This is a genomic window from Undibacterium sp. Ji83W, from assembly GCF_049340385.1.
Lineage (GTDB): Bacteria > Pseudomonadota > Gammaproteobacteria > Burkholderiales > Burkholderiaceae_D > Undibacterium.
This window is the reverse complement of the sequence record NZ_JBMPOZ010000002.1, coordinates 423,010-444,046: the sequence shown is the minus strand read 5'-3', so window position 1 is coordinate 444,046 and position 21,037 is coordinate 423,010. Positions and strand designations below refer to the sequence as shown.

Below are 21,037 nucleotides of genomic sequence, written 5' to 3'. Positions count from 1 at the left end.
AGCTCAGCGTATAAGCAAAAACAGAAAATCAATCAAATTTAAAAATTCATGCATTCCATGACTGAAAAAATCGTCAAACCTGACCGCAAAATAGTAGAAGTTCTTGCAGAATTCCCTGCTGGAACCGGGCCATTCCCGGCATTGATATTTGCACCAGGTTTGCGCTATGACATGCACAGGCCAGTCATTGCGCAAATCGCCAGTCATTTATTGTCGCAAGGCTTTGCTGTATTCCGGTTTAACTGGGCTTTTTATACGGCGGATTCTGCCAGTGGCCAACCAGAGGATGATCTGGCTGCGGAACTGCAAGACATGCTATTGGTATTGAACCTGGCAAGAAATGATGACCGCATACAGCAGGAGCAAATATCTGTCGCTGGCAAATCTTTTGGCTCCATTGTAGCTTGGCGCGCCTTTAGGGAAGAGACTGGATTGAAAAGCTGTGTCTTGCTGACGCCACTATGCATGGCGGACAAGTCAGGAGAGGATGAGCTAAACCTCGTCAGGGAAAATTACCCGGATGCTGGACATGAGAACCGGCCCGTCCTTATGCTTGCCGGAAACGCCGATCCCCATTGTGAGCTGGAAGCCCTGAACCAGTTTGTAGCAAGTACATCGATTGCAAACACATCCGCCAAGTTCAATATTGTTGTACTGGACGGCAACCACAGCCTGGAAGTACCTGATGCCGATGCGGCAATGGCAGCCAGCAAATTTGACCGTAATCTGCAATTGCTGGCCAACCATGTTGAGCGTTTTTTGCTTGAATAAAGGAGTTTCACGTCTAGTAAGGTTAGTCTATATGCTCAACCATTAACTGTACCCTGGTCACTCCATTGTATTCATTGGCGTCCAGTCTGAAAGCGACATGGACGTTTTCCGGCAGGGTGTCGGTATGGCCAAACCAGATGGCATCATATCTGAGTTTGTTTTTTTCAAGCACCAGCTTCAGATGGCGCTCTTTTAATATCCTTTGCGAGATCAGTTTAAAGTCATCACAAAATATAGGGGGTGGAAAGCCTTGCCCCCATACCTGCGTATCCAGCAGGCGGATAAAGTCTGTCGTGTAATAGGCATCTTCCAGTGGACCATCTGTTTCTACGACACGCTCAAGCTGGTGTGTCTGTAACCAGCTTTTCCCTACTGATTCAAAAGCCTGCTGGAATGCAGGGAAATCTTCAGCGCGTAAAGTCAGGCCAGCTGCCATCGCATGGCCGCCGAATTTTTGTATCAGGCTGGGCGCGTGTTTGGACACCAGATCAAGTGCATCGCGCAAATGGAAGCCTGGTATGGACCGGCCTGAACCCTTGATCAATCCTTCACCGCCGGGGGCAAAGGTAATGGTCGGACGGTAAAACTTGTCTTTCAGGCGTGAGGCGACTATACCGATAACACCCTGATGCCAGCTTTCATCAAACACCGTAATGGTGTTGCTGTCCTGCGGCTGGAAATCATCAAGGTGCAGCAGAGCGACGTCCTGCATTTCACGTTCTATGTCTTTGCGGTCCGCATTGATGCTGTTTAGTTCCTGGGCGATTTGCCAGGCACGGCCTTCATCATCCGTGGTCAGACATTCTATGCCGAGTGCCATATCAGCCAGGCGGCCAGCAGCGTTTAGCCTGGGGCCTAAGGCAAAACCAAGGTCAAAGGGGCTGGCGTTGCGCGGTTCACGGCCAGCTACGCGGAACAAGGCAGCTATGCCTGCACACATGCGGCCAGCGCGCATACGCTTCAGGCCTTGCGCTACCAGGATGCGGTTATTGGCGTCCAGTTTGACTACGTCGGCAACTGTACCTAAGGCAACCAAATCCAGCAAAGTATCCAGCTTGGGTTGATTTTGCTGGTCGAATACGCCGCGTTGACGCAATTCTGCCCGCAAAGCCAGCAATACGTAGAACATGACACCAACCCCGGCCAGGTTCTTGCTGGGGAAGCCGCATTCAGGCTGGTTGGGATTGACGATGACGGCAGCGTCCGGCAAAAGGTCGCCCGGCAAGTGGTGATCGGTGACGACCACGGCAATGCCCTGGGCATTGGCCGCTGCCACGCCATCCACACTGGCAATGCCATTATCGACAGTGACAATGACGTCTGGCGATTTTTCTTTTTGCGTCAATGCGACAATTTCTGGCGTCAGGCCATAGCCATATTCAAAGCGGTTCGGCACGATGTAATCAACATTTGCCCCCAGCATACGCAAACCACGCAAGCCGACTGCGCAGGCAGTGGCACCATCGCAGTCATAATCGGCCACGATGACCAGTTTTTTATTTTGCGCGATGGCATCTGCCAAAAACTTTGCAGCCTGGTCTATATGCAAGAGCCCGGCAGGTGGCAACATGGCATTCAACTCAGTGCTGAGTTCTTTCTCTCCTGTTGCACCGCGGGAGGCATACAGGCGTGCCAGCACAGGGTGCAGGCCACTTTGGCGCAACATTTCAGATTCACGGAAAGGGCAGGGGCGTACAGTAATGCGTGTCATGAAATCGAAAATAAGTGATGTAATGAGGGTTTGACCCAGAATTTGCGTAGAGACCAGGGTGTCAGGTCAAAGCTGGCTATTCTGTGGGCATCGCTGAAGTTCAGTTTCAAACCGGTGATTTGTTTATTCTGCAAACCTGCCAGCAAAGGAGAAAACCAGTTTTTTTCCAGTTCATGCATATTATCCAGCCATAACGCCCAGTCGTTATTGATTGCAGCTTCACATAGATTGCTGAGCAAAACAGGTATCTGTTGATTCGCTGCTTGTGACTGAGACAGATGTTGCGTGTAGTCACCCGCCAGACTAACTTGCTTCAGGTCCGGATTCAGACTCTGCGCGCCTCCTGATATCCAGACAGAATTGATGACTTTTGCACCGCGCACCTCGCGCTGGGCATTGATGTCATGGGTAAACCACTGCATTTGTATTTCATTTTGCAGCTTGCGCCATGGGCGTTCAAACTCGCCCTTAGGCATCCAGATGTCAATATTATGGCCGCAAGCGGCATCTACCGTGGCTGTTTGCAGGTCTGCCCAGTCGTCAGCGCGCAAGAACCAGGTCTGCGCGTCACCGAACAAGAGTTGCAGCCCCATTTCTTCGCAACTCGCTTTAGCCTGTTCAAACAAAGGGTGAGATTCGGCTTCGCTGATATTCAGGCGTCGCTGATCTGTCAGCACCAGATGATCACGGGCAATATGGATGTGTACTGGCTGCAAGATGAACCAATGACCGGCCTCAGGTGTCAGACCATGTGATTGCATGCGGTTCCAGGCACTGGATGGGCTATTTGCGTTTTCTTTGGGTGGAAACCCGTCAGCAAGCCAGTATTCATAGCTCAGTGCGCGCGAAAAATCGTCTGCAGACTGCACCTGCGCTTTGCCTGCACAGGCAATTAACCTGAGCAAAGCCGGGGTATGCATTTCTTTTAACAGGTCTTTGGCAAGGTTTGCTGGTGGTATCCCGAACGGGATTATCAATTCTAAATGGCTCATAGTGCTGTATTGTAGGGCAAACGTATGGCAAACTGCTGGCTGCCTTCATAACAAGTGTAAATGCAGTGAAAAATCTCTCCTTTGAATGGCTGGTTGGCTTGCGTTATACGCGTGCCGGACGGCGTAGTGGTCGTAATGGTTTTATTTCTTTTATCTCGCTGATCTCCATGGCGGGAATAGGGCTGGGTGTGGCAGCCATGATTGTTGTTATTTCAGTCATGAATGGTTTCCAGAAAGAAGTGCGGGATCGTATGTTGTCCGTGCTGGCTCACGTTGAAGTCTTTGATGCCAGTGGTGCCTTGCCTGACTGGCGTGCAACTGCGCTGGAAGTGCAAAAAAATCCTGCAGTCACCGGTACTGCCCCCTACGTTGATGGTCAGGCTATGATCATTCGCGAAGATGTCATGCGCGGCGTCATCATCAGGGGCATCTTGCCGGAGGAAGAACCCAAGGTCTCGGATGTAGCGAGCAAGATCAAGTATGGCAAATGGGCAGACCTCAAGCCGGGTGAATTCAATATTGTGCTGGGTTCTGCACTGGCAAGCAGCTTGCGGGTGCGCATAGGTGAAAAAATTACTCTGGCCGCACCAGAAGGGCAGATGACGCCGGCAGGGGTCGTACCCCGCTTGAAAGCGTTCAATGTGGTTGGTATATTTGAAGCTGGTCACTATGAATATGACTCTGGCATGGCATTCATGCATATAGAAGACGCGCAAAAATTCTTCCGTTTGAATTCTCCATCTGGTCTGCGTTTGCGCATCAAGGAAATGCTCAAGGCCCCTCAAGTTGCTCTTGATCTGTCGCGTACCTTGTCTGGTGATTTGCTGATACGTGACTGGTCGCAACAGAATAAAGTGTATTTTGCTGCGGTAAAAGCAGAAAAAACCATGATGTTCATCATCCTGACGCTAATCATTGCGGTGGCGGCTTTTAATCTGGTTTCTACCCTGGTCATGACGGTGACGGACAAGCAGGCTGATATTGCCATCTTGCGCACCCTGGGTGCGGCACCCTCATCCATCATGAAAATATTTGTAATACAGGGGACAATAGTTGGTTGCCTGGGTACACTTTCAGGCGTGGGCATGGGTTTATTAATTTCCCTGAATATTGATGTCATCGTGCCTTTTATAGAAAGCATTCTGGGTATACAGCTGCTTTCCAAAGAAGTATATGTCATCAGCAAGTTGCCATCGGATGTACAGTTATCCGATGTACTGACTATCGGCAGTGTTGCCCTGATCCTGGCCATGCTGGCCACAATTTATCCTAGTTGGCGTGCTTCACGCGTGAAACCTGCGGAGGCATTGCGTTATGAGTGATCAAGTATTGAACAAACAAGACAGTAAGCAAGAAGCGGTTTTGTCTTGCAGTGATCTGGGTAAAACATTTTCGCAAGGGCTGGAATCTGTCAATGTCCTGAAAGAAATCAACCTCAGTATCTTCCGGGGTGAGCGGGTTGCCATCATAGGCGCTTCTGGCTGCGGCAAATCCACTTTGCTGCATTTGCTGGGTGGCCTGGATACTCCCAGCAAAGGCACTGTAACCTTGCAAGGCAAGGATTTTGCCAGTTTGAACGAAGCAGCCCGCGGTACTTTGCGTAATCATGCCCTTGGTTTTGTGTACCAGTTCCATCATTTGCTGCCTGAGTTTTCAGCACTGGATAATGTCGCCATGCCACTCATCATCCGTCGCATGGCACGGACGGAAGCGCAAAAAATAGCACAAGCCATTTTGGAAAAAGTCGGGCTTGGTCACAGGCTCAAGCATGTGCCTGGTGAGTTATCCGGTGGTGAACGGCAGCGCGTGGCTCTGGCGCGCGCACTGGTCACCCAGCCAGCTTGTGTATTGGCAGATGAGCCTACCGGTAATCTGGATGGCAGTACGGCACAACAGGTATTTGCGCTGATGCTGGAATTGTCTCGTACTCTGGGTACCGCTTTTGTTATCGTTACCCACGATGCAGAATTGGCCGGGCGCTGTGACCGTGTTTTCCGTTTAACTGATAGTGGCCTGCAATTACAATAGAAATGGCATGCAAAAAACCAGCAAAATGAATTTCAGGAAACGTCATCGTGCGTCTTCCACAGCTCATTTTTCTACCAGACCAGGTGGCTGGCTGGTGTTTGGCTTTTTATTCGTATTGACTCCATCTGTATATGCGGCAGATACAGTGGAGCTGGTCTTGCAACTGGAAACTTCGTTGACCAGTGACAGTAATCCCTTTCGGTTTTACGAACAGACAGCCAAACCTGGTCAGCCTGATCTAGTCGATCAGCCTGACCAACCTGTCCTTGCACCCGATAAGCAGTTTCGCGACCGTGACAGCATTACTGGTACCGATATAAGGGCGGGTGCCATAATTCCCATTCTATCTGACCGCACCCGTCTGATTTTGACAGGTTCACTTGGTAAGCGGCACTATAAAAATTATAAGGACCTTGACCACAACTTGAAGGCTGCTGATGCCACCCTTCAATGGGCAGCCGGAAAAATTGTCAATGGTCAAATCACCGCCGGTAAAGAAGACCGATTATTCCAATACATTAACGGCAGCCTGACAGATAAAGATATCTCGCACCAAAAACGTGCCGCTGCCAATATCAACTTTAAACTGACTGATGAATGGTCTTTGAACGTCAGCCTGGACAGAGCTGGACTGAATTACGATTTGCCTCTGAATCAGTTATATAACTTTGATGAACGTGGCAGACAATTAAGTGGGCGTTATTATTCACCGACTGGTTCCAGTGTCGAAATTGGTACTCGTTTGTCGGAAACCAGTTTTCCGGACAGGAATGAGCAGGATATTGCTGACCTCGATAAAGCATATAAAGAGTCTGAAGTATTTCTCGATGCTGAATGGCGCTACAGTAGCAAGTCCGTCACCAGTGCACATCTGGGTGTGATCAGGCGCAAGTATGATGTGCTGACAGAGCGCGATACCAATTTGTCGAATATTCTGCTGCGTGGCACCTACCATTACTCACCTAAAGTGCGCCTTGATTTGCAGCTATGGGACCGGCCTTTTACGATTGTAGACCGCACCGTGGTCTATGTGCTGAGCAAGGCAGTGCGCTTCGATGCACAGTGGAAGTATTCAGACAAATCACAAATGAATTTCTCCACGCTTTTTCAAAATAGCGATAATGTATTGGTGCCGCGTCTGGCGACACTGGCTGACGGCACCTCGCGCAAAGAAAAATTGATACGCGTAGGTTTTGGCGGTGCTTATGAGTTTGAGCGAGGTTTTCGCCTGGTTCTTGATAGTTTTTATGAAAAAGTCCAGCGTGAATCTGATGGCGTGAATTTGAAGCAGGCCGTGATTAAACTGGGATTCGAATATACCTACGAAAATTTGCCGGGGAGTAATTCGCGTATGGGTTTGAAACGCTACCAACATTCCTTGAGTGCCTCGGATAGTTTGCGCTGATCATGGGGCTAACACAAAAAATAAGCCGCTTCGCGGCACGCCACTCAGCAAATCGCTGGTTGCCATTGAATAAGGGCAGGGGAGTAGTCAGTTTCAGTTTTGATGATGTGCCGGCCAGTGCCTGCCATCAGGGTGCCATGCTGCTGGAGTTATACCAGGCACGCGGCACTTTCTATATATGCGGCAGCCTGACCGATGGTGTCGAGCAAAATCAGCCTTGTCATAGTGTACAAGACTTACAGCGCTTGATAGAAAATGAGCATGAAATTGGCTGCCACACCTATTCGCATACCAACTGCGCCAATGCTACTTCCCATTTTTTGCTAGAGGACTGGGAGCGCAATCAGGCTTTTTTCAAACAGCACGGCATCACCAATCATGGTTTCGCTTTTCCCTTTGGTGCTTATGACCTGGGTAGTAAACTGGCGGCTTCCAAACGATTCGCATATAACCGCATTACCGGAGGCGGTACCCAGACAGGGCGTGCTGATTTGTCTGCCTTGCGTGCGCAAGCTTTATATTCGGCTAACAATAATGAAGATGAAATTGGTGCACTGATCAAGCATACTGCTTCTGAGGGGGGCTGGTTGATTTTATATAGCCATGAAGTCAGTGAATCACCTGGCCCATGGGGGACAACCCCAGCTTTGTTAGAAAGTGCCTTGCAGACGGCCACACAAGAAAGTTGCCAGATATTGCCAGTGCACAAAGCAATTGATTTTTTTCTTTCCTGACGGTGTACATGGTTTTTATTTAATTCAGACTTGGGTAAGTTACAATTCTTGCAGTTTTAATCTTAATTTCTAGATAGCAGACAACATCCATGAGCCAACATAGCCAGTTTACCCTGCTGTCACAGCGCCGCTTTGCTCCATTCTTTTGGACCCAGTTTCTTGGTGCATTCAATGACAATGTGTTCAAGACAGCCTTGCTGACCATACTGACGTATGACGCATTGTCCTGGACGGACATGAAAGTTGGGCTGCTCAATAACTTGATACCAGGCCTATTTATTTTGCCTTTCGTGCTGTTTTCTGCGACTTCAGGGCAATTGGCTGACAAATTTGAAAAAGGCAGCATGGCCCGCAAGGTCAAGTTGCTCGAAATTGGCATCATGCTGGTAGCGGCTGTCGGCTGGCAAACACATAACTTGTGGCTCTTGATTGCTGCCGTTTGCGGCATGGGTATACATTCCACTTTGTTTGGCCCGGTCAAATATGCTTACCTGCCTCAACATCTGAAGACAGATGAACTGGTCGGCGGTAATGGCCTGATAGAAATGGGTACCTTTGTTGGCATTTTACTTGGTGAAATCCTGGGTGCCATGCTGGTTGTGCACAAGCCATGGGGTACTGAACTGGTGGCCGGTGGTGCGATAGTTGTTGCCATCATGGGCTACCTGACGGCATTGCGTATCCCAGATTCGCCAGCGCCCTCACCAGAATTGAAAATCAACTGGAACCCGGCAACTGAAACCATCAGGAATATCAGCTTCAGTAAACAAAACCGCCCGGTATTTTTGTCTTTATTGGGTAACTCGTGGTTCTGGTTTTATGGTGCTATCGTACTGGCGCAATTTCCTCAGTACGCAAAGGATTATCTGCATGGCGATCATAGTGTCTTCGTACTCTTGTTGACGATTTTCTCTTTTGGTATCGGCGCTGGTTCCTTGTTGTGCGAAAAATTGTCTGGTCATAAAGTGGAGATTGGTCTGGTGCCATTTGGTGCCATAGGCTTGTCTGTATTTGGTTTTGATCTCTATCTGGCCAGCATCAGTTATACCAATATCGCTACCGTGGGTGCTATGGAGTTTGTCAAGCAGACCGGCAGTTTGCATATTTTGTTTGATATCACGATGATAGGTGTCTTCGGCGGTTTATACATCGTGCCTTTGTTTGCCTTGATACAGACACGTTGCGATCCCAAACATCTGTCACGCACGATAGCGGGCATGAACATCCTGAACGCCTTGTTCATGGTGGTTGCCTCATTGTCTGCAGTGGCCATGCTGGAAAAAGGTTTTACGATACCGCAAATCTTCATGGCAACCGCCATCCTGAATGCCATCGTGGCGATCTATATATTCAGCCTGGTGCCAGAATTCCTGATGCGCTTTATTGCCTGGCTGCTGATACACACCATCTACAAGGTCAAGACCATCAACACTGACCGCATACCAGATGAAGGTGCTGGCATACTGGTCTGTAATCATGTCAGCTACATGGATGCCATCGTCATCATGGCATCAAGCCCGAGGCCAGTGCGCTTTGTCATGGACCACAGGATATTTAAAATACCTTTCCTGTCCTGGGTATTCCGTACCGCAAAAGCCATTCCTATTGCGCCAGCAAAAGAAGATCCATGGCTGATGGAGAAATCCTTTATTGATGTTGCCCAGGCTTTGCATGAAGGTGATCTGGTCTGCATTTTTCCGGAGGGTAAATTGACTGCGACAGGTGAGTTGAATGAATTCAAAGGTGGCATCATGAAGATACTGGAGCGTAGCCCAGTTCCGGTCTATCCATTGGCCCTGCGTGGTTTGTGGGGTAGTGTCCTGTCGCGTGACAAGAGTAATACTTTTGAACGCGCATTCCGTCGCGGGCCGTTTTCCAAGCTGGAACTGGTGGTGGGCGATGTCATGCAGCCGCAGGATGTTACTCCTCAAGTCTTGCAGGAAAAAGTCAGCGAGTTGCGCGGGGAGTGGAAATAAAATTCAACTCTCAGCTTAATCTCTAAGCTTGGTTAAGTTTCGTTAAGCTTATTCAAGTAAAAAAATGGCGCATTCAATATTGAATGCGCCATTTTTATTTGCTGCGTTTTTTACTACCTGAGTCCGATTACAAAATCTCGCTCGCGTGATCTGCCAGACGTGAACGTTCACCGCGTGCCAAGGTGACGTGGCCGCTATGCGCCCAGCCTTTGAATCTGTCTACAACATAAGTCAAACCACTGGAGCCTTCAGTCAGGTATGGCGTATCGATCTGGGCGATATTACCCAGGCAGATGATCTTGGTGCCTGGGCCAGCGCGAGTTACCAGAGTCTTGACCTGCTTAGGTGTCAAGTTTTGTGCTTCGTCGATGATGAGGAATTTGTTGACGAAAGTACGGCCACGCATGAAGTTGAGCGACTTGATCTTGATTTTCGAACGTATCAAATCCTGAGTGGCGGCACGACCCCAGTCACCGGCATCATTGTCAGACTTGTTGAGCACTTCCAGGTTGTCGTCAAATGCGCCCATCCATGGTGACATTTTCTCTTCCTCTGTACCTGGCAGGAAACCAATGTCTTCACCGACTGGCACAGTAACGCGCGTGACGATGATTTCATTATAGGTTTTGGTTTCCAGCACTTGCGCCAGACCTGCGGCCAGGGCCAGCAAGGTCTTGCCTGTACCGGCCTGACCCAGCAGAGTGACAAAATCGCATTCTGGATCCATCAACAGATTCAATGCAAAATTCTGCTCGCGGTTGCGTGAGGTGATACCCCAAACGCTATGCTTGACATGGCCATAATCACGCAAAGTTTGCAGCACTGCAGTCTTGCCGTTGATCTGCCTTACCTGTCCATAGAAAGATGCTTCGCCATTCTTTGGTTCGAGATAGACAAACTGATTCACCAGCAGGGAAGGGATGACCGGGCCAGTAATGCGGTAGAAAGTCGTGCTCAGGCCATTGCGGTTTTCTTGCCAGGTTTCTATACCTTTGCCATGCTTGTTCCAGAAGTCATCGGGTAATTGTACGATGCCTGAATACAAAAGATCTGAATCTTCCAGTACATGGTCATTGAAATAGTCTTCTGCAGGCAAGCCCATGGCGCGTGCCTTGATGCGCATATTGATGTCTTTCGACACCAGCACCACAGGGCGGCCAGGCATTTCTGTTTCCAGTGCACGGACCACGCCAAGTATCTGGTTATCTGCCTTGCCCTTAGGCAGGCCAACTGGCAGGTCAGCGCTTTGCAGCTTGGTCTGGAAGTACAAATGACCTTTGGCATCCTTGTTGCCCAGTTTGGATAACAGGATACCTTTTTCTATATCGTGATGATCAATATCGCCTACCAGCGCATCCAGCGAACGTGATACCTGACGTGCATTACGGGCGACCTCGGACATGCCTTTCTTATGATCATCCAGCTCTTCCAGGGTGATCATGGGCAGGTAGACATCATGCTCTTCAAAACGGAATAGTGATGAAGGATCATGCATCAAGACATTGGTATCAAGTACAAACAGCTTGGTGGTGCCAGATTTGTCCGCGGCACGGCTGGTACCAGACTTGACGCGGCTGTCATGGGTTTTGGCCTTGCTTGCAACGACGACAGGCAAAGCTTTGGCAATGACTGCCGGTGTCGTTTTTTCTGCGACAGGTCTGCTGACTACTGCCGGAACAGTTGCGACTTTCTTTCTTTGTGGTGCCGGGGCGACATCAATGGCTTTGATTTTCTCTGGCGTTGCGGATTTTATTGTTTTGGCTGGTTTGCCTTTTTCTGCCTTCGGATAATCCTTGGGTGAAAGCAGTGCTGCTGGCTTGGTCGGCATTTTTGGCAATGGCATGAAAACCTCAATCAAAAAGTGAGAGCTGAAAAGTTAAAAGCCGCTAAGGACATACCAACATCGCTGCTGGCAGTGTCTTTCACGGCTTTTATCAAGAGTAATTCTGGAGAGTTCAATTAAGTTTGGGCGCTCACAAATTCGAGTACTTCGTCTACGTGTCCTGCTACTTTAACTCCACGCCATTCTTTCACTAATTTACCATTGCCGTCAATCACAAATGTGCTGCGCTCTATGCCGCGCACTTGTTTGCCATACATGTTCTTCATTTTCATGACATTGAACAACAGGCACAAAGTTTCATCAGGGTCAGAAATCAGTTCGAAAGGCAGGTCTAATTTACTTTTAAAGCCTTCATGAGAGCGCAGGCTGTCACGGCTGATACCAAAAACCTTGGTATTGGCTTGTTGGAATTGTGGATGTAAATCACGGAAGGCGATACTTTCCGTCGTACAGCCTGGGGTATTGTCTTTTGGATAAAAATAAATAATAATATTTTTACCAATATGATCACTTAATTGAAACGCTTTGTCGCCAGTCATGACGGCGGAAAATTCTGGTACCTGGCAGTGCAGTGCGGAAGGGGTCTCAGCCACTTTCATCTCCTTGGTTAGGGGTGGAGAAATGTTGCTGACGGACTAGATCAGGGCGACCAGCTCTCCGGAACGACCTGGCAAGCTTGCCCATGACAATGGACTTGTCGGTAAGTTACTGTTCTTGATGGACGCATAGTAGTCCGCCATGGAAATACAACGATAACCTTGCTTGTGCCAGCCTGTCAGCAATTCCTCGAATATGGGGGCGAGTTTTTGTCCTTCAAGCTCTGCATGTAAAGTAAATACATGATCTTTTGGATTTGCAGTCAGTTTTAGTATATTGGCAGCGATATTTGACTCGCTAATGACATTACCTGCGATGTCGCGTCCCAGCAACTCATCCAGAGTCGGCAGGGTAGTTGGCATCTGTATGCAAGACATGGCCATATTGCCCACTTGCAGGCGATAAGGGCCTGCATCTGCATTGGCCAGGCTACCATCTTCATTGAGCATGGCGCGCCCGTCTGAGGCGTATTGCATGCCGAACTGGTCAAGCTGGGTAAAAGCATGATCATTCATTTGCCAGCCAGCAGCACCATGGGTTTTTGGTGTCGCGCCAAAGATTTGCTGGAAGCGCTGGTGGGCTAGCTGCATTTGCTTGCGTGTCCAATCCAGGTCACGCACCCGCACATTATCTTGCCAGACCACATGGTCCCAGGTATGGATGCCGCACTCAAAACCGGCATCACGCACTGCCTGCATTTCTGTCGTGCAGCTGCCTATATCTGGTGCAGGCAAGAACACTCCATACATCAGTGTCTTGAAACCATAATGTTCCAGTACCGATGTACGCGACACTTTTTGGAAAAAACCAGGGCGAAATGCCCTGCGCAAGGCCCAGCCTGTGTGGTCCTTGCCCAAAGAAAACAGGAAAGTTGCGCCTGCATTGTGTTTTTTAAGAATGCGCACCAGATTCGGTACGCCTTCTTTAGTGCCGCGATAGGTATCGACGTCGATCTTGAGAACGATGGTAGGCATGTAGTCCAGTATCAGTCCATCAATCCATCAAGGCGCGTGCTTCGGCTACCTGGCTGCGGTAAGCGTCGAAAATATTGCGCATGGTGTCTGGCATGGTCGTCACTGGCTTCCAGCCCAGTTCTTCACAGGTGTTGGTGATTTTTGGTACACGATTTTGTACGTCCTGATAGCCTTTGCCGTAGTAGGCTGCAGAAGTGGTTTCTGTCAGTTCTACTTTTTTGGCTGTTTCAGAATACTCTGGATATTCTGCTGCCAGATCCAGCATCATGTGCGCCAGTTCACGGATGGAGAAATTATTTGTCGGGTTGCCGATGTTGTAGATCTTGCCGCTGGCTATGCCATTTTTGTTATCAATAATGCGCATCAGGGCATCAATGCCGTCGTCGATATAGGTGAAAGCACGTTTTTGCGCACCGCCATCGACCAGGGAGATGTTTTCACCACGGACGATGTGACCAAAGAATTGTGTCACGACGCGTGAGCTGCCTTCTTTAGGTGTGTGGATATTGTCAAGCCCAGCACCGATCCAGTTGAATGGACGGAACAGGGTGAAGTTCAGGCCTTCCATGCCATAACCCCAAATGACGCGGTCCATCAATTGCTTGGCGCAAGAATAAATCCAGCGTGGTTTATTGATAGGGCCGCAAATCAGTTCAGATTCTTCCGGATCAAATTCTTCATCATGGCACATGCCATAGACTTCAGACGTGGATGGGAATACCAGATGCTTGCCATATTTTGCGGCAGAGCGAACGATAGGCAGGTTGGCTTCAAAGTCCAGCTCAAACACGCGCAAAGGCTGTTTTACATAAGTCGACGGTGTGGCAATCGCTACCAGAGGCAGGATGACATCGCACTTCTTGACATGGTATTCAACCCATTCTTTATTGATGGTGATGTCACCTTCAAAGAAATGCATGCGCGGGTGATTGATCATGTCGCCCAGACGCTCGGTTTGCATGTCCATGCCATACACTTCCCAGTCTGTGGTTTCCAGAATGCGCTTGGACAAATGGTGACCGATAAAACCGTTCACGCCGAGTATGAGGACTTTTTTCATAATGAATTCTTTTTAAAGTAAATGTTGATTGCCAGTTCAGATGCGCAAAACAAAGGCTTATGCCGCTTGCTTCAATATGAGCGCCAATTCCTGCGCGCCCACGATTTTGCCATCCATTAACAATTCAATAATATGCAGTGCATGGCCATCGCCACACACGCCAAGGACGACATTATCTACTACATGTAAGCCTGTCGGCAAATTTGCCGTATCAGTTTTGGATAAACGTGCTTTTCCGATAATAAAACGCTGGCCAGCCTGGTCTGTAAACGCACCAGGGTAGGGCGGGGCAACGGCTCTGTGCAGGTTATACACTTGCTGAGCAGTTTGTTGCCAGTTGATACGTCCATCTTCCGGTTTGCGGCCACCGAAGTAACTGCCGGCTGATAAATCATTAGGTAAGCGTTTGGCTGTGCCAGCTATCAAATCCGGCAGCGCAGTCCACAAACATTGCTCCGCTGCCACAGTCAATTTGCCAAATACTTCATAGGCTGTGTCATCCGGCAAGATGGGGGCTGATACTTGAGCAAGGATATCACCAGCATCAGGTTTCAAGGCCATTTCATGCAGGGTGGCACCAGTTTCAGTTTCACCATGCAAGACTGCCCAGTTGACTGGTACACGGCCACGGTATTTGGGCAGCAAAGAACCATGCAGGTTGTAAGCACCGCGCTTGGCGAGGGCCAGTACATCCAGCGGTAGCATGTGACGGTAATAAAAACTGAAAATGAAATCTGGTGCTATAGCAGCTACCTGCTCTTTAAGCTCAGCTGATTTTGGATCGTCAGGCGTGATGCAAGGTATGCCTTGCTCGCGACAAAGATCGGCCACTGATTCAAACCAGATCGTTTCTGCAGGATTGTCAGTATGGCTGACGACCAGTTTGACCGATATGCCACGCGCCAGCAAAGTCTTGATACAACGCACACCGACGTTGTGATAGGCAAAAACCACTGCTGTTGCAGGGGATGCTGATGTAGTCATCTCTGCTTTCTTAATTAACTTCAGGTAAATCCGGGGTGGACTGCTCAAGTATGGTTTGCACCACATAGCGTGGACGACCGCGTACTTGCTGGTAAATGCGCCCTACATATTCACCCAGTAAACCTATACCAAACAGGATGACACCCATCAGGAAGAATGCAATAGCAAACAGCGTGAACAAACCTTCAGCTTCTGCGCCCAGCACAAAGCGGCGTATCAGCAACAACAATACCAGGCCACCAGACAAGATCGAGAGCACCATACCCAGCATGGAAAACCATTGCAAGGGCATGATGGAAAAGCCGGTCATCAAGTCAAAATTCAGGCGTATCAGGCTATAAATCGAATATTTTGATTCTCCTGCAGATCTTTCTTCATGTTCAACGATGATTTCTGTCGGTTTGCGCGCAAAGGTATACGCCAGGGCAGGGACGAAGGTATTCACTTCGCTGCACTGGTTAATCAGGTTAATTACATTGCGGCCATACGCGCGCAACATATTGCCTTGATCCGTGATCTTGATGCGAGTGATCTTTTCGCGGAAGCGGTTCATCGCCTTGGAGGCATAGGTGCGCCATGCAGAATCCTGACGTTTGCGACGTATGGACCCCACATAATCATAGCCTTCGCGCATTTTATCGACGAGGGCACCGATTTCTTCTGGCGGATTTTGCAAATCGGCATCCAGGGTGACGACGATCTCACCGCGTGTGGCTTCAAAACCAGCCAGAATAGCCATGTGCTGGCCATAATTGCCGTTGAACAGCACGACGCGTGTAACATCAGGGCGCAAGCGATACTGGTCAGCCAGCAAGGCAGGCGTGTTATCGCGGCTGCCATCGTTGACAAATACAACTTCATAGCTGACGCCACGTGCTGCCAGTGCATCAAGCGCTGGGTACAGACGTTCAAACAGCTTGGCCAGGCCAGCTTCTTCGTTATATACAGGTATGACAACAGAGAGTTCGGGTTTCATTGGTATTGTTCTGCCGATTTCAGAGAAGGCAGGATTTTACCGCAGACACGACTCTTTCGACATCTTCTGTGTTCATTGCCGGGAATAATGGCAAAGTAACAATCTGTTTGCCTATGCGTTCTGCAATCGGGAACATGCCATCAGTAAAGCCGCGCTCGCGGTACAGACTGAACAGATGGATGGCGCGGTAGTGATAGCCCAAGCCAATTTGCTGGTCCAGCATTTGCTGCATGAAGGCTGCGCGATTGACGCTTTCTGGCAAGACCAGGTGGAACATGTGCCAGTTACTGTTTTCAAAGTCGGCAACAGGCAATTCCGCACCTGTCTTTTGTTCAAAGTCAGTCCCAAAGCTGGTGAAGTAATGTTTTGCCAGGGCTGCACGCTTGGCATTGAACTCTGCCAGATGTTTCATTTGCCCAAGACCTATGGCAGCGGCAATATCGGTCATATTGTATTTGCCACCCAGCACATCAACATCTATACCGTCGAGTCCGCTGCGCGTCACGCCTTGCAGCCTGTATTTTTCAGCCAGGCGTACTTCTTCTGCATTATTCAAAACCAGGCAGCCACCTTCGCCTGTCATGATGTTTTTGTTGACCTGGAAGCTGAATGAGGCGAAATCACCGAAAGAGCCTATGCGCTTGCCTTTCCAGTTGGAACCTATGGCTTGTGCCGCATCTTCTATGACGCGCAGTTTATATTTATCGGCAATCGCATACAGCTTGTCCATATCGCAAGGCAGGCCACACATGTGCACGGGAATGATCGCCTTGGTACGTGGCGTGATCACCGCTTCGACTTTGTCGAGGTCAATATTATGTGTTTTGGGGTCAATGTCCGCAAAGACAGGGGTTGCGCCTGTTTCTATGATGACATTGGCAGTTGCCACCCAAGAGTTTGGTGTGGTGATGACTTCATCGCCCGCGCCTATGCCAGCAATGCGCAGGGCAATTTCCATGGTGCAGGTGCCGGAATTGAAAGTGCGCACAGGGCGGCCACCAAAATATTCAGACAATTGTGCTTCCAGTGCCTGCACTTTGGGGCCGCTGGTCAGCCAGCCAGAACGCAGAACTTCAGTGACGGCAGCGATGGTTTCTTCATCGATAGTTGGCTTGGTGAATGGCAGGAATTTGGATGTGTCACTCATGGTGAACCTTTCAATAAAACAGAACTATTCTTGTGGAATATGAGATGTAGCCAAATGAAGCAATTCAGCTTTTTACCAGCAAGGCTACGCCAATGATAATGACGCCAATTGCCACCATCCTTTGTATGGAAATTACTTCTCCCAAAAGATACCAGGCACCGATGGCGTTGACGATATAGCCTAAGGACAGCAATGGATAGGCAATGCTGACATCGACGCGAGACAAGCCGATGATCCAGACTACAACTGAAATGACATAGCAGGTCAGGCCACCAATAATGGGCAGTTGGGTCGCCAGTTTGATGCCTATCGAAAACCAGTTCTCTGCAGTCAGGTGAATTGCCCCAACTGCATTAGTCCCGGCTTTCAGCAAAAGCTGGGCAACTGCATTGAGCATAATTCCGGTGAATATAAAGCCAAAGGTATTGATATTCATAATTTTCTATTTGTTTTTATTAACCAGATTGGCGACGATGACCCGGCGCGGGTCCTTGGCAATTATCCGCATGGGAAAATCAGTTTTTTTCAGATCGTCATAAATATCATTGCGCAAGATGGCAACTGCAGCTTCGCCCTTATCCTGATGCGCCTGCCATTGTTTGACGAAATCTTCGCGTTGCTCAATCCACAATTCTGGCTGTAATTTCAAGCCAAACTGCATTTCATCAGGGAACTCAACCAGTGTCGTAGTGCGCTCAAGATAAAATGGCAGGGCCTGTTCATAGCGGCCAACTGCATAGAAAGGCGTTGTTGCTGAGGTCAATTCTGCCTTGATTGCGGGTATATATTCGCTGCCCGCAATGTATTTACCCCAAGGGTTATGTCCCAGAAAACCAATTTGACCTACCAGATAACCGCTGACAGCAAGGCAAATAATCGCCCAGTCTTTTCCTGTTGTGCCTTTACGTGCGAGCAGCCATGTGAGGGCCCCGCCGATGATCGCCAACACGGCTACGCAAATTATCCAGGGTTTGTATGCAATCGCCAAGGCTTGGTCAAATGCGTCTGCTTCATGCAATTTACCCAGATAGATTGTGAGGCCGACCGCGATAGCCATGCCAAATATAATGAACAGGATGCCCGCTGTTTTCACTGGACGATTATCCGATTTCTCCAGATGGCAAGCGATAAGAAGTGCGAGCGCAGGGAAGATAGGCAGAATGTAGCTTGGCAATTTTGAACCTGAAATACTAAAAAAGAAAAACAGGAAGACGGCCCAAATGAGCAGCATTTTTTGCGGTTGAAAACCCGGTGTTTTATCTTTGACTCCAGACCACAAGCCCTGAAGCAAGACGCCTATCCAGGGAACGATGCCTATGATAAGCAGGGGGATAAAGTAATGCCAGGGGCCGCCGCGTTTGTGTACATCACTTGTAAACCTGTCCCAGTGTTCATGAATAAAAAAGAAATGTGGATGCTCAGGATTTTTTATCGCTATCAAAATAAACCACGGTGCTGTGATACCAAAAAACAAGAGTAAACCCTTGCCCATATGCAGGCGTTTCCACAAACCCCAGTCACGTGTCGCCAGGGTATAAACAACCAATACCCCTCCTGGCAATACAAAACCGATGAGGCCTTTTGACATCGTCGCCAGCGCCATGCCTGCCCAGCAAACCAGCATGGCATTGCGTTCAGTCTTGCTATTGGCGCCTGCCATTTGTGCGACCAGCAAGCCACACAAGGCCAGAGTCATCATGCCAGACAAACCCATGTCCAGAGAGTTGACATGGCCCATGCCAGCCCACCAAAAACTTGAACCCAATACCAGTGCTGCAACGATGCCAACGCGGCGGCTGAATACCTTGTTACCGGTATAAGCCACGGCAGCAACACCAAGCAAGCCATTCAAGCCAGTCCATAGACGCGCCTGCCAGTCACCCAGGCCGAAGACGGCAAAGGTGAGGGCATTCATCCAGTTTTGCAGGGGAGGTTTTTCAAAATACTTGATGCCATTCAGGCGCAAGGTGATCCAGTCACCTGATGCCAGCATTTCGCGGCCCATTTCGGCGTAGCGGCCTTCATCAGTCGGCACCAGGGTTCTTGCGCCTAGCATATAAAACCAGACCAGCAAGAAGGCGATAGTCAGCGCCCATAATGTACGTGGTGAATCGTAAGGGGAGGTCTTGTTCATGCAGTTTCCATAATCAGGGCCAGCGCAACCTTACGGCCTTCAGCCATCAGGATATTATAGGTACGGCAGGCAGCCTGATTGTCCATGCACTCCACGCCTATGCGTTTGGCAGCCAGTGCAGCGGTTAGTTTGGGATGAACAAAGCGCTGTTTATTGCCTGTACCCAAAATGACAACATCGGGCACTGTAGCTTCGATTTGCGCAAAGTCGTCATTGCTCAATTGCTCAAAACTGGTGGCCGACCATTGGCGCGGCTTGGTTTCTGGCAGCACGATCAGGCTGTGGGTATAAGTAATTGCATTAATTTCTACACTGTCTTTTTCATAAGCAGTGATGGTCTGGTATTGCTGCGTAGGAGTAGAGTGCAACTTCATCGATGTAGCTCAAGGGTTAAGACTGTAAAGAGGCGCATTGTAACGTTTTTTTATCCGCTTTCATGGGATGCTTAAAGCTACGGGTCTATTTTTTTGACCATGCATCCCAGCCAACCTTGGTAATTTTGGCGATAGTTAAATCACGGGACGCATGAGGCGCCTTGCTATCCGTCAAAAAAACGGCCACTATCATATGATGACCATTAGGCAAAGTAATAATGCCTACGTCATTATGGGCAGCGGTCAGGCTGCCATGAGTGGGTGAGTTGCCAGCTTTATGGATCACTGGTGCGCCAGCAGGCAGCAAAGCCTTGATACGGGCGGCGTTGGGGTCGGGCGTGGCGCTGGAGTTGGGGCTTGTACCAGTTTCAGTATCCGTCATCCATTTCACCAGCAAGTCATGACTTTTAGGACTCAGTGCTTTGCCTTGCTGCAAAGCTTGCAGCAATTTGATCATGGCTTTAGGTGTGGCCGTATTGCGGTATTGCATATTCCAGGATTTTGCCATTTCCTTTTCTGTATCCAGGACTTTGATATCTTTTATGTCCAGTTGCGCCAGATATTGCATGACCGCAGTTGGCCCGCCCAGCAAGCGCAGCAAGGTATCGCTGGCTGTGCCATCGCTATCGACAATGGCGTGATGCATCAATTCCTTGACGGTAATCTTGAAATTGCCGTCCGGGTGTTGGTCGCGCAGAGAGCTGGCTTGTTCTGCCGCCATCAAATCCTCTTTGCTGACAGTGACTTTTTGATCCAGCTGGAATTTGTTTTTATCAACTGCGGCCAATGCTGCCATGACGATAGGTAATTTACTGACACCCTGCATGGGAGCTGGCGTATCAGGTAATATCCACAAGCTTTGTCCGGTTTCCAAAACCAAAAGACTGGCGCTCAGCCTGCCACCGCTGTCCATGGCGATGGATTCGATCACATTTTGCGCAAAGGCAGCATTCACGCTGGCCATACTGAACAATAGGGATAAGAGCAGTTTTTTCATGATGGCTTCTAATGGATTAAGTACATACTCTATATGTGTGCTTGGGGCTGATAGTCAATATTCAATATTCATTCAATATTTAATATTCAGACCGCAACATGCGCGTTTTGTTCTCGCAGATATATTTGTCCAAGTGCATTAGGTTGTAAAACCATCATTTACGATACATGATGCGACTCTATCCAGGCAAATCTCTTCTGGAATTCAGCTTTTGCTAAGTTCTGATTGATAAAATTCGGCGCATTGTGCAGAATGGAACGTTTGGCAGTGCAGCATTTCTGTATTGCAGCTTATCATGCGCTTTTATCCAATTTCAGCTTAACTTGGAAGCTGG

19 protein-coding genes are annotated in these 21,037 nt (G+C 49.0%); 6 read left to right on the top strand and 13 right to left on the bottom strand.

What is annotated here, in order from left to right; all coding sequences use genetic code 11:
- The first annotated feature begins 57 nt into the window (after positions 1–57).
- Entirely contained in the window at positions 58–771 is a 714-nt protein-coding gene (locus ACO0LD_RS06130) for a dienelactone hydrolase family protein (protein ID WP_423004787.1), read from the top strand.
- Positions 772–793: 22 nt separating this feature from the next.
- Here ACO0LD_RS06130 and recJ read toward each other — a convergent pair whose 3' ends face one another.
- Positions 794–2,482 (bottom strand): single-stranded-DNA-specific exonuclease RecJ, encoded by a 1,689-nt coding sequence (recJ, locus tag ACO0LD_RS06125; RefSeq protein WP_423004785.1) that lies wholly within the window; start codon positions 2,480–2,482, stop codon positions 794–796.
- Positions 2,479–3,474 (bottom strand): hypothetical protein, encoded by a 996-nt coding sequence (locus ACO0LD_RS06120; RefSeq protein WP_423004783.1) that lies wholly within the window; start codon positions 3,472–3,474, stop codon positions 2,479–2,481. The genes recJ and ACO0LD_RS06120 overlap by 4 nt, the downstream gene beginning before the upstream one ends.
- Before the next feature lie 65 nt (positions 3,475–3,539).
- Here ACO0LD_RS06120 and ACO0LD_RS06115 point away from each other — a divergent pair, with 65 nt between their 5' ends.
- The 5 genes from ACO0LD_RS06115 (at position 3,540) to ACO0LD_RS06095 (ending at position 9,617) form a co-directional block, all read left to right on the top strand.
- Entirely contained in the window at positions 3,540–4,796 is a 1,257-nt protein-coding gene (locus tag ACO0LD_RS06115) for a lipoprotein-releasing ABC transporter permease subunit (protein WP_423004781.1), read from the top strand.
- Entirely contained in the window at positions 4,789–5,502 is a 714-nt protein-coding gene (gene lolD, locus ACO0LD_RS06110; RefSeq protein WP_423004779.1) for a lipoprotein-releasing ABC transporter ATP-binding protein LolD, read from the top strand. Before ACO0LD_RS06115 ends, lolD begins: the two co-directional genes overlap by 8 nt.
- Before the next feature lie 7 nt (positions 5,503–5,509).
- Positions 5,510–6,907 (top strand): hypothetical protein, encoded by a 1,398-nt coding sequence (locus ACO0LD_RS06105; protein WP_423004777.1) that lies wholly within the window; start codon positions 5,510–5,512, stop codon positions 6,905–6,907.
- A gap of 2 nt (positions 6,908–6,909) precedes the next feature.
- Positions 6,910–7,641: a polysaccharide deacetylase family protein gene (locus ACO0LD_RS06100; protein ID WP_423004775.1), complete on the top strand. Its 732-nt coding sequence runs from the start codon at positions 6,910–6,912 to the stop codon at positions 7,639–7,641.
- 89 nt (positions 7,642–7,730) lie between these two features.
- Entirely contained in the window at positions 7,731–9,617 is a 1,887-nt protein-coding gene (locus ACO0LD_RS06095) for an MFS transporter (RefSeq protein WP_423004773.1), read from the top strand.
- A 127-nt stretch (positions 9,618–9,744) separates the two neighbouring features.
- Here the strand turns inward: ACO0LD_RS06095 and ACO0LD_RS06090 are convergent, their stop codons facing one another.
- From ACO0LD_RS06090 to bla, 11 genes are all read right to left on the bottom strand, one after another.
- Positions 9,745–11,460 (bottom strand): PhoH family protein, encoded by a 1,716-nt coding sequence (locus ACO0LD_RS06090; RefSeq protein WP_423004771.1) that lies wholly within the window; start codon positions 11,458–11,460, stop codon positions 9,745–9,747.
- A gap of 116 nt (positions 11,461–11,576) precedes the next feature.
- Positions 11,577–12,059, bottom strand: a complete 483-nt coding sequence (locus ACO0LD_RS06085) for a peroxiredoxin (RefSeq protein ID WP_423004769.1) — start codon at positions 12,057–12,059, stop codon at positions 11,577–11,579.
- A gap of 36 nt (positions 12,060–12,095) precedes the next feature.
- Positions 12,096–13,031: a polysaccharide deacetylase family protein gene (locus tag ACO0LD_RS06080; RefSeq protein WP_423004767.1), complete on the bottom strand. Its 936-nt coding sequence runs from the start codon at positions 13,029–13,031 to the stop codon at positions 12,096–12,098.
- Positions 13,032–13,050: 19 nt separating this feature from the next.
- On the bottom strand, positions 13,051–14,091 hold the full coding sequence (locus ACO0LD_RS06075) for a bifunctional UDP-4-keto-pentose/UDP-xylose synthase (protein WP_423004765.1): 1,041 nt from the start codon (positions 14,089–14,091) through the stop codon (positions 13,051–13,053).
- A 57-nt stretch (positions 14,092–14,148) separates the two neighbouring features.
- Positions 14,149–15,075 (bottom strand): formyltransferase, encoded by a 927-nt coding sequence (locus ACO0LD_RS06070; RefSeq protein WP_423004764.1) that lies wholly within the window; start codon positions 15,073–15,075, stop codon positions 14,149–14,151.
- Between the two features lie 10 nt (positions 15,076–15,085).
- Positions 15,086–16,051, bottom strand: coding sequence for a glycosyltransferase (locus tag ACO0LD_RS06065; RefSeq protein WP_423004762.1), 966 nt, complete (start codon positions 16,049–16,051; stop codon positions 15,086–15,088).
- 19 nt (positions 16,052–16,070) lie between these two features.
- Entirely contained in the window at positions 16,071–17,198 is a 1,128-nt protein-coding gene (locus tag ACO0LD_RS06060; RefSeq protein ID WP_423004760.1) for a DegT/DnrJ/EryC1/StrS family aminotransferase, read from the bottom strand.
- A 64-nt stretch (positions 17,199–17,262) separates the two neighbouring features.
- Positions 17,263–17,634: an EamA family transporter gene (locus ACO0LD_RS06055; protein ID WP_423004758.1), complete on the bottom strand. Its 372-nt coding sequence runs from the start codon at positions 17,632–17,634 to the stop codon at positions 17,263–17,265.
- A 6-nt stretch (positions 17,635–17,640) separates the two neighbouring features.
- On the bottom strand, positions 17,641–19,332 hold the full coding sequence (locus ACO0LD_RS06050; RefSeq protein ID WP_423004756.1) for a glycosyltransferase family 39 protein: 1,692 nt from the start codon (positions 19,330–19,332) through the stop codon (positions 17,641–17,643).
- Entirely contained in the window at positions 19,329–19,706 is a 378-nt protein-coding gene (locus ACO0LD_RS06045; protein WP_423004754.1) for an Mth938-like domain-containing protein, read from the bottom strand. Before ACO0LD_RS06045 ends, ACO0LD_RS06050 begins: the two co-directional genes overlap by 4 nt.
- Positions 19,707–19,791: 85 nt before the next feature.
- Positions 19,792–20,703, bottom strand: a complete 912-nt coding sequence (gene bla, locus ACO0LD_RS06040) for a class A beta-lactamase (protein ID WP_423004752.1) — start codon at positions 20,701–20,703, stop codon at positions 19,792–19,794.
- Positions 20,704–21,037 lie beyond the last annotated feature (334 nt).

Bases quoted from the DNA above. Each gene is read 5' to 3' on its own strand.
- ACO0LD_RS06130 (WP_423004787.1), top strand. From the start codon at position 58: ATGACTGAAAAAATCGTCAAACCTGACCGCAAAATAGTAGAAGTTCTT.
- recJ (WP_423004785.1), bottom strand. From the start codon at position 2,482: ATGACACGCATTACTGTACGCCCCTGCCCTTTCCGTGAATCTGAAATG.
- ACO0LD_RS06120 (WP_423004783.1), bottom strand. From the start codon at position 3,474: ATGAGCCATTTAGAATTGATAATCCCGTTCGGGATACCACCAGCAAAC.
- lolD (WP_423004779.1), top strand. From the start codon at position 4,789: ATGAGTGATCAAGTATTGAACAAACAAGACAGTAAGCAAGAAGCGGTT.
- ACO0LD_RS06105 (WP_423004777.1), top strand. From the start codon at position 5,510: ATGCAAAAAACCAGCAAAATGAATTTCAGGAAACGTCATCGTGCGTCT.
- ACO0LD_RS06100 (WP_423004775.1), top strand. From the start codon at position 6,910: ATGGGGCTAACACAAAAAATAAGCCGCTTCGCGGCACGCCACTCAGCA.
- ACO0LD_RS06095 (WP_423004773.1), top strand. From the start codon at position 7,731: ATGAGCCAACATAGCCAGTTTACCCTGCTGTCACAGCGCCGCTTTGCT.
- ACO0LD_RS06090 (WP_423004771.1), bottom strand. From the start codon at position 11,460: ATGCCATTGCCAAAAATGCCGACCAAGCCAGCAGCACTGCTTTCACCC.
- ACO0LD_RS06085 (WP_423004769.1), bottom strand. From the start codon at position 12,059: ATGAAAGTGGCTGAGACCCCTTCCGCACTGCACTGCCAGGTACCAGAA.
- ACO0LD_RS06080 (WP_423004767.1), bottom strand. From the start codon at position 13,031: ATGCCTACCATCGTTCTCAAGATCGACGTCGATACCTATCGCGGCACT.
- ACO0LD_RS06075 (WP_423004765.1), bottom strand. From the start codon at position 14,091: ATGAAAAAAGTCCTCATACTCGGCGTGAACGGTTTTATCGGTCACCAT.
- ACO0LD_RS06070 (WP_423004764.1), bottom strand. From the start codon at position 15,075: ATGACTACATCAGCATCCCCTGCAACAGCAGTGGTTTTTGCCTATCAC.
- ACO0LD_RS06065 (WP_423004762.1), bottom strand. From the start codon at position 16,051: ATGAAACCCGAACTCTCTGTTGTCATACCTGTATATAACGAAGAAGCT.
- ACO0LD_RS06060 (WP_423004760.1), bottom strand. From the start codon at position 17,198: ATGAGTGACACATCCAAATTCCTGCCATTCACCAAGCCAACTATCGAT.
- ACO0LD_RS06055 (WP_423004758.1), bottom strand. From the start codon at position 17,634: ATGAATATCAATACCTTTGGCTTTATATTCACCGGAATTATGCTCAAT.
- ACO0LD_RS06050 (WP_423004756.1), bottom strand. From the start codon at position 19,332: ATGAACAAGACCTCCCCTTACGATTCACCACGTACATTATGGGCGCTG.
- ACO0LD_RS06045 (WP_423004754.1), bottom strand. From the start codon at position 19,706: ATGAAGTTGCACTCTACTCCTACGCAGCAATACCAGACCATCACTGCT.
- bla (WP_423004752.1), bottom strand. From the start codon at position 20,703: ATGAAAAAACTGCTCTTATCCCTATTGTTCAGTATGGCCAGCGTGAAT.